At 38.9% G+C, this 8,200-nt stretch carries 9 protein-coding genes; 4 read left to right on the top strand and 5 right to left on the bottom strand.

The window, feature by feature from the left end; all coding sequences use genetic code 11:
• Window positions 1-1,113: aldehyde dehydrogenase family protein (locus C0430_RS07890; RefSeq protein ID WP_290867746.1), on the top strand; the 1,113-nt coding region annotated here is incomplete at its 5' end.
• A 50-nt stretch (window positions 1,114-1,163) separates the two neighbouring features.
• Here C0430_RS07890 and C0430_RS07885 read toward each other — a convergent pair.
• Genes C0430_RS07885 through C0430_RS07875 form a run of 3 tightly spaced genes read right to left on the bottom strand, consistent with a single transcriptional unit; the run spans window position 1,164 to window position 3,563 of the window.
• Window positions 1,164-1,889, bottom strand: coding sequence for a metallophosphoesterase family protein (locus C0430_RS07885; RefSeq protein ID WP_290867749.1), 726 nt, complete (start codon window positions 1,887-1,889; stop codon window positions 1,164-1,166).
• 48 nt (window positions 1,890-1,937) lie between these two features.
• Window positions 1,938-2,393, bottom strand: a complete 456-nt coding sequence (locus C0430_RS07880; RefSeq protein ID WP_290867743.1) for a hypothetical protein — start codon at window positions 2,391-2,393, stop codon at window positions 1,938-1,940.
• Between the two features lie 30 nt (window positions 2,394-2,423).
• Window positions 2,424-3,563 carry an ATP-binding protein gene (locus C0430_RS07875; RefSeq protein WP_290867740.1) on the bottom strand — a complete coding sequence of 380 codons (1,140 nt, stop codon included), beginning with the start codon at window positions 3,561-3,563 and terminating at the stop codon, window positions 2,424-2,426.
• A 117-nt stretch (window positions 3,564-3,680) separates the two neighbouring features.
• Between C0430_RS07875 and C0430_RS07870 the strand changes: the two genes are divergently transcribed.
• The gene (locus C0430_RS07870) at window positions 3,681-4,499 is read left to right on the top strand and encodes a DUF4382 domain-containing protein (RefSeq protein WP_290867737.1); all 819 of its coding nucleotides are present in this window, start codon (window positions 3,681-3,683) and stop codon (window positions 4,497-4,499) included.
• A gap of 92 nt (window positions 4,500-4,591) precedes the next feature.
• Here the strand turns inward: C0430_RS07870 and C0430_RS07865 are convergent, their stop codons facing one another.
• Both C0430_RS07865 and C0430_RS07860 read right to left on the bottom strand, forming a co-directional pair.
• The gene (locus tag C0430_RS07865) at window positions 4,592-5,353 is read right to left on the bottom strand and encodes an SDR family NAD(P)-dependent oxidoreductase (protein WP_290867731.1); all 762 of its coding nucleotides are present in this window, start codon (window positions 5,351-5,353) and stop codon (window positions 4,592-4,594) included.
• A gap of 59 nt (window positions 5,354-5,412) precedes the next feature.
• The gene (locus C0430_RS07860; RefSeq protein ID WP_290867728.1) at window positions 5,413-6,285 is read right to left on the bottom strand and encodes an aldo/keto reductase family oxidoreductase; all 873 of its coding nucleotides are present in this window, start codon (window positions 6,283-6,285) and stop codon (window positions 5,413-5,415) included.
• A gap of 213 nt (window positions 6,286-6,498) precedes the next feature.
• On the opposite strand from C0430_RS07860, the gene C0430_RS07855 reads away from it, so the two are divergent.
• Window positions 6,499-7,503, top strand: a complete 1,005-nt coding sequence (locus tag C0430_RS07855) for a MoxR family ATPase (protein ID WP_290867723.1) — start codon at window positions 6,499-6,501, stop codon at window positions 7,501-7,503.
• A gap of 80 nt (window positions 7,504-7,583) precedes the next feature.
• A partial coding sequence (locus tag C0430_RS07850; protein ID WP_290867719.1) for a DUF58 domain-containing protein occupies window positions 7,584-8,200 on the top strand: 617 nt, incomplete at its 3' end.

The following is an 8,200-nucleotide window of genomic DNA, read 5'->3' as shown; positions in this document are numbered from 1 at the left end:
CGTCCAATGCACAGAATGTACGAGCAATACCACCCGATAGGAACCGTTGGAATTATTTCGGCATTTAACTTTCCGGTGGCCGTTTGGAGTTGGAACGCAATGATTGCATGGGTTTGTGGCGATGTAGCGATTTGGAAACCAAGTTCAAAAGTGCCATTATGTGGCGTTGCCTGCCAAAACATCATTAAAACAGTTCTCAAAAGAAATAATGTTCCCGAAGGCGTAAGTTGTTTGGTAACAGGAAACGAATCAGGCGATTTGATCAACAATGACAAAAGAATTTCCTTGGTTTCTTTCACGGGATCAACAAGAATAGGACGTCACGTGTCAAAAACCGTTGCAGAACGTTTTGGAAACACGATTCTCGAACTAGGAGGAAACAATGCCATTATCGTTTCGGAACATGCTGATATCAGCATGGTATTGGTTGGAGCCGTTTTTGGAGCTGTTGGAACTGCCGGACAACGTTGCACTTCAACACGTCGTTTGATCATTCACGAAAGTGTCTATGATAAAACCATCAGCGTTTTGAAAAATGCCTACGGTCAATTGCAAATTGGAAATCCATTGGACGAAAACAATCACGTTGGACCACTTATCGACAAAGGAGCCGTTCAGGAATATTTGAATGCCATTGAAAGTGCCAAAAAAGAAGGCGGAAAAATCATCGTGGAAGGTGGCGTGGTAGAAGGCAAAGGATACGAAAGCGGATGTTATGTAAAACCGTGCATCATCGAAGCCGAAAATCATTTTGACATCGTTCAAACGGAAACTTTTGCACCCATTTTATACGTAATGAAATACTCTACAATCGAAGAAGCGATTGCATTGCAAAACGGAGTTCCACAAGGACTTTCGTCTTCCATCTTCACGAACAGTATGCGAGAAATGGAATTATTCCTTTCCCAATCCGGTTCTGATTGTGGTATTGCCAATGTAAACATTGGAACCTCGGGAGCTGAAATTGGCGGTGCTTTTGGTGGAGAAAAAGAAACTGGCGGAGGACGCGAATCCGGTTCCGATGCTTGGAAAGCTTATATGCGAAGACAAACGAACACCATAAATTACGGAACGCAATTGCCATTGGCACAAGGCATAAAATTCGATTTGTAAAGAATAATAACCTCAAAAAAAGCGGCTCGATTTACATCTTGCCGCTTTTTTTAATTTCTTCCTTTTTCACTTGGGTATAAACTCGGTAAAGGTTCGCTTTGCCAGAATTCCTTCGTGTCAACATCCATAATTGTCAATGGGCCTTTAAAAGCGGCTCCTGTGTCAACATTCCAAACGTTGACCATATTCACAGGGGTGGTTTTGCCAATTCTGGAAACGGGTGTGTGACCAATATAGATTTCTTCGTACAATGTCAATCGTTTTGGATAAAACAAATCATCCTTTTTCATCTTTTTATCCAATGCTAATGCGGTTTCCCACAGCGTTCTGTCCCAATAAAACAGCTCAGGAAAATATTCATAAATCACCCCATTCATGTTGGTAAATCCAGCGTGAACAAACAACCTATTCTGTTCGTCGAGATAATAATTCTCTAAGGATTTCAGGAATTTAATATGTTTTTTGATGGTTTCGGTGTTGGTTCTTCCATAAGCCAAGACAGTTGATTCGCCACCATGTTTATACCATAAAGGATTATCCTTGCTTTCATTGAGCCATTCCAACAATAATTTGTCATGATTGCCAAGAATGCAAATGCAATTGTGGGTAGTTTTCAATTGAATCAAATAATCAATCACTTGGGGCGATTGACTCCAGCCGTCAACGTAATCACCCAGAAAAATTAAGGTGTCGTTTGGCGTAACCTTGGCTCTCTCCATGATTTGGTGCAGCGCCCGCAAACCGCCGTGAATATCTCCTATAACTAGTGTTCTCATCATGATTTGTTTGTTACAAGGTAATTAAAAGATGTTGTTTACTGTTTATTATTCTTTTAAATTAATTTTATCTTTAAGTGTGGAATATATTTCTTTCGTCTCGTTGGAAATTTTTGACCAACTTGCTACCGAATGCTGATTAAATTCCAATGCTTTGTTATTGCATATTAATCTTAAAATGAAGTTTTGTCCTGCATTGCAAGTTTTAGTATGAATTGTATATTCTTGTAGAGTTATTAATTTATATGCATTTGAAAATATCTTTCGTTTTTCAATTTCTGTCAGTTTAAAAGATTTGTTTTCTATAATTGGTTTTTTGTTAATTATTTTTTCCGTTTCAACTCTGCCTGTATTACTTTCATTGTCAATTGTAATTCTACTTTCGTCTATTATGATTTCTAATTGCTCATTGCAAAATTTTTCATCAATTATATTATCACTTGACTTATTTTTACAAGTAATTAAAGTGAGAATTAGGAGCAATAATGGGATTTTTGATTTCATTTTCGATTTGGCAAATTTTCGGTTTAATTCTTACTGCACATCATATTTCATCTTTCTCAAAATCCGTAACGCTTCCTTGAAAGACAAATATACAGAAGTGAAAGGTTTCAGGAGCAATTTGGCATCAACCAGTTTTTGCTTGGCATCTTCAAAACCGTTGAGGTAACAAATCATGTAAGTCGAAGGCAAATTTTCCAAATCTTTTTGTTCCCGCTCGTTCAGCGAAAGCCCTTTTTGTAATTTAGTCAACAAAGCAGTGTTGGAATTGTAAATATGAAAAAGCATTTTCCGGTTGAATTCCGGCGGTTGAAACAGCATTTTTCGGTCAATTTTGTAATACCCATTGTCATAAAAATGAATGGTCTGTTTCTCTAATGGATACAAACTTGTTTTGTCGTTCAATCCCAATGGCACATATTCGATAATCGTAAAAGAATCCTCGTCAAAAGTAATCGTCACCACGTCTTGTGCGGAATAAAACAGCTTGATTTGTTCGTTAATCAGTTCGATGTCAACCCGAGAAAGGAAGGTTTTATCCCGAGATTTTTTGGGAATTCCAGCCCAACAAATGACGAATAATTCCTTGAAAACCTTGTATTTAGGCGCCATGTCCTTGTGCCGAAAATTCATAAAATCAATCACGCCATCGAGTGTGTATCCAATGCTGTTTCTGGAATTGTTTTCGATCCCAATGACGGTTTCCGTGTTTTGGTAATTTTTTTCGACTTCTTCTTCAACGGGAACTGTATTGCTGCCACGACGAATGAAAATGCTGTTGGCGGGAATGGTGTGAATTCCTTTTTTGAAGTGGGAAGTTTTGCTTTTTGCTTTTATGGTAACCAATCCTACGACTTTGTCTTTGGGCAAATTCGGGAAAGGCACGTTCTCGTATTGAATTTTGGGTGGATTTTCCAAATACGCATTTACCAAATTCTGTATGCGGCTGTCGTCGAAAAAATCGTCCCCCACAATCTCGTTGTCATGGTCTTCCACACCCACAACAATATAGGAATTATTGGCCGGATTGGAATTGGACAAGGCACAAATGTGTTTCAAAAACTTGGCTTTTCCTTCTCGGGTATGCAAATTCAACTGGCGTTTCTTGTCGTAAAAACTGCTCTCGTCATTATGCGCAAGGAGATTTTTAACCAAAAGTCTTTTGTTAATCATTTGCTAAACTTGAATCAGGTCATGTTAAAATTGTTAAAACAAATACTATTTCATTGATTATGCACGTTCTCCCGTGATAAAATATTAATAGAGTATTAATTTAATTCCCCCAAAACTATGAAAAATATTAAAATTTATGTGTTAAGTTTTCTTGTAATTACATTCGCAAGCCTGTTTTTTGCGGCATGTAATAATGACGGAAGTGATCCTTCACAAACTTCAGTAATGAGGGTTAGATTGGCAGATGCGCCCGGCGACTATAAAGAAGTAAATTTGGACGTGAGAGACATTATGATCAAGTCCAATACCAATACAGACGATCAAGGATGGGTAAGTATTGGCAACCTTCCAGCCGAAGGCAAAATTTATAATATGCTGACATTGACCGGAGGTGTAAGTGCTTTATTGGCTGATAAAGTGGTCCCTTCAGGATATTTGGGACAAATCAGGTTGTTGCTAGGCGACAAAAACACGGTGGTGCTAAAAGACGGTACGTCCTACCCCTTGAATACTCCAAGTGCCCAACAATCTGGTTTGAAATTAAACGTTAACCAAACATTGATGGCAGGCGCCACCTATGATTTCTTGCTGGATCTTGACGTGGCACATTCTATTGTTGTCCAAGCGGGAACTTCCGGAAATTATAATTTACATCCGGTTGTCAAAGTTTCAACATCGGCAACATCGGGAGTAATCAAAGGAACTATTGCGAATATTGCAGTTGCAAAACAAGTATTGGCATCTGTTGTAGTGGGAACCGAAACGGTTTCGGCCTACGCCAATGTAGAAGGCGTATTTCAATTGAATGGAATTCCTGCAGGAACTTATATCGTGACATTGACTCCAGATCCCACTTCGGGATTGTTGATAAAAACGATTCCGGGTGTCATTGTGGTTAATGGTGAAACTACAACAATGACCAGTGTTTCTTTGTAAAAAGAAATGATTTTAAACAAAAAAGCAGCCCAATTTTGGACTGCTTTTTTGGTTTCTATTGGTTTTATGACGCCGCCAATTATTCCCGATCTTTAAAGATTTAAATCTCGATTGACAATTGTGGCAGAAGCCTGGGCCGTTGGAAAAACAATTAAATCTGCAATGTTGACATGGTACGGTCTGGAAACCACAAAATGAATAATGTCGGCAATGTCTTCGGCTTGCAAAGGTTTCATGTCTTTATAAGTATTGGCGGCTCTATCGGTATCTCCTTTGAAACGCACTTCGCTAAATTCGGTTTCCACCATTCCGGGATGAATTGCTCCAACTCTTATTCCGTATGGATTCAGGTCCATTCGCATGCTTTTGTTCAAGGCATCAACGGCATGTTTTGAAGCGCAATATACATTTCCGTTGGGATACACTTCTTTTCCGGCGATGGAACCAATGTTGATGATGTGTCCTGATTTTTGTTCAATCATTTTTGGAATTATCGCTTTCGAAACATACAAAAGCCCTTTTACGTTAATGTCAATCATCGCGTCCCAATCCTCTAAATCGCCAGTTTGTATAGGATCTAAACCATGCGCATTTCCAGCATTATTAATCAAGACATCAATCTTTGAAAAGGCGGAAGGTAGAGCATTTATGCTTTCAAAAACCGCTTTTTTATCTCGAACATCAAAGGATAAAGTATGAATTTCCGTGAATGCAGAAAGTTCTTTTTCGAGTTCCTTTAATCGGTCTTCCCGTCTTCCACAGAGAATAATTTTGTAATTATTTCGTGCCAATATTCTTGCGGTTGCTTTGCCAATTCCACTTGTTGCACCAGTAACTAGGGCTGTTTTGCTCATTTTTTTAGTTTTTTATTTGGAAATTGTTGGGATACAATTTCATTTTGTAAAGTTTACCATCAAGGGATTGGATTTCCGGCACTTTCCGTCCAAAAAGAAAACCAGTCTTCCACTTCCATTTCTATTTCTGTCGCTTTCATCAAATGAGCGATTCTGTTTTTTTCTGCCGTACCACAAACAGGTAAAATTCCCGATGGATGTTTTAAAATCCAGGCGAGAAGCAAAACATCGATTCCAACATTGTATTTTAGCGAAAGCTTGGCCGCCAGTTTTTTAACTCGAGTGGATTTTTCATCAATTTTTTTGAAAACTGTTCCCAGTGGAGACCAGCACATCGGCTGGATGTTGTTTGCTTGCATGTAATCTAAACTTCCGTCGAGCATCGCTTCACAATGCGTTATCGAAAACTCGATTTGGTTGTAGTTTATTTCTGTTTTTGTCTGGATTAAATCGGTTTGGCTTTGCGTAAAATTAGAAACTCCAAAATCCAGGATTTTCCCTTCGGTTTTAAGTTTTTCAATCGCTTCGGCAATCTCGTCAACTTGCATCAACGGGCTTGGTCTGTGCAACAAAAGCAGGTCCAGATAATCTGTTTTCAAATTTTTCAACGATTGTTCGGCTGACCAAATGATGTGTGATTTCGAATAGTTGTAATGGTGAATTTTGGTACTTCTGTTTTCTGAAGGCAATTGGATGCCACATTTTGAAATTAGTTGTATTTTTTTTCTGTCAATTTGACTTTCGTCAAAAGCGTTTCCAAAAGCAGCTTCTGTAGTATAACCGCCATAAATATCGGCATGGTCAAATGTGGTAATTCCGGTTTCAATGCAGGAATTCATCAGTTCAATCATCTGGTTTTTGTTCAGATTTTTACCCCAATGACCCCATGTCATCGTACCGGCAATAATTTTGGAAAAAGGTGTTTTTGTCATGATTGTTTTATTGTTATTTATATTCAAGAATCTTCTGTTTTTAGTCCTATTCTTTTAAAACTTTAAAATTATGAAAATACTATCACAAAACATCCTTAAAATTGGGGAGTTGTGAGAAGTTTTAACCATTTTTTAACATCCTACTTCTAAAAAAAAATTCAATTTGCAGCGTCAAAAATAAGGAACACAATTTACAGTAATTAAAATAAGGAAATGGAAGAGAATACAACGACTTTGGACATTAGGGCGATCAATGAAAAGATAGAGAGAGAAAGTGCTTTTATCGATTTGCTTACCATGGAAATGAATAAAGTAATCGTGGGTCAAAAACACATGATCGAGCGATTGTTAATTGGGCTTTTGGGACAAGGACACATATTGCTGGAAGGAGTTCCGGGATTGGCAAAAACATTGGCCATAAATACGTTGTCGCAAGCCGTTCAAGGGTCGTTCAGCCGAATCCAGTTTACTCCCGATTTATTGCCTGCCGATGTTGTGGGAACGATGATTTACAACATCAAGGCCAATGAATTTTCCATAAAAAAAGGACCTGTTTTTGCCAATTTCGTTCTTGCGGACGAGATTAACCGTGCGCCTGCCAAAGTGCAATCGGCATTGTTGGAAGCGATGCAGGAAAAACAAGTGACCATTGGCGACACGACTTTCAAATTAGACAAGCCATTTTTGGTTTTAGCAACGCAAAACCCTATCGAACAAGAAGGAACGTATCCGTTGCCGGAAGCACAAGTCGATCGTTTCATGTTGAAAACCGTAATCGATTATCCAAAAATGGAAGACGAGAGAATGGTCGTTCGTCAAAACCTGAAAGGAAGTTACGAAAAAGTAAATCCAGTGGTTTCCATCGAACAAATTTTGCGTGCGCAAGAAGCCGTTCGTGAGGTTTATATGGACGAAAAAATAGAAAAATATATACTGGACATCATCTTCGCCACCCGTTATCCAGAAAAATACAAATTGGCCGACTTGAAACCATTAATCAGTTTTGGATCGTCTCCTCGTGGAAGCATCAATTTGGCCAATGCGGCAAAATGTTATGCTTTCATTAAACGTCGTGGGTACGTAATTCCAGAAGACGTTCGCGCCGTAGTTCACGATGTATTGCGTCACAGAATTGGAATCACTTACGAAGCCGAAGCCGAAAACATCACTTCCGTTGACATCATCAACAAAATCGTAAACGAGATTGAAGTACCTTAAATCAGTTAACAGTTGGCAGATTTCAGTTGGCAGTAAGCTACAATCTGAAATCTGAAATCTAAAATCTGCAATCTGAAGCAATGGAAACGAAAGACCTCTTAAAAAAAGTACGAAAAATAGAAATCAAGACCCGAAGATTGAGCGATCATATCTTTTCGGGAGAATACCACACATCGTTCAAGGGGCGCGGGATGACTTTCAGCGAAGTGCGTCCGTACCAATACGGCGATGACATTCGTGCCATAGACTGGAACGTGACGGCTCGTTACAACGAAGCGCACGTCAAGGTTTTCGAGGAAGAACGCGAATTGACCATGATGTTGATGGTGGATATTTCGGGTTCGGAAAGTTTTGGTTCCAAAAACCAATTCAAGAAAGACATTGTTACCGAAATTGCCGCAACAATGGCTTTTTCGGCCACAAACAATAACGACAAGATTGGCTTGATTTTATTTTCGGACCAAATCGAATTGTACATTCCTCCCAAAAAAGGGCGCTCACACGTGTTGAGAATCATTCGAGAATTGATAGAATTCGAACCGAAAAGCCACAAAACAGATCTTGCACAAGCCTTGAAATTTTTGTCGAGTACCCAAAAAAAGAAAGCCATCGTGTTCGTGATTTCCGATTTTATTTCCGAAGATTACGAGCATACCTTGAAAATAGCGTCCAAAAAACACGATATTACGGGCATTCG

It is taken from the genome of Flavobacterium sp. (assembly GCF_013823965.1).
In the GTDB taxonomy this organism is placed as follows: domain Bacteria; phylum Bacteroidota; class Bacteroidia; order Flavobacteriales; family Flavobacteriaceae; genus Flavobacterium.
The sequence above is the reverse complement of the archived record's forward strand: the minus strand, read 5'-3'. Positions and strand labels throughout refer to the sequence as shown.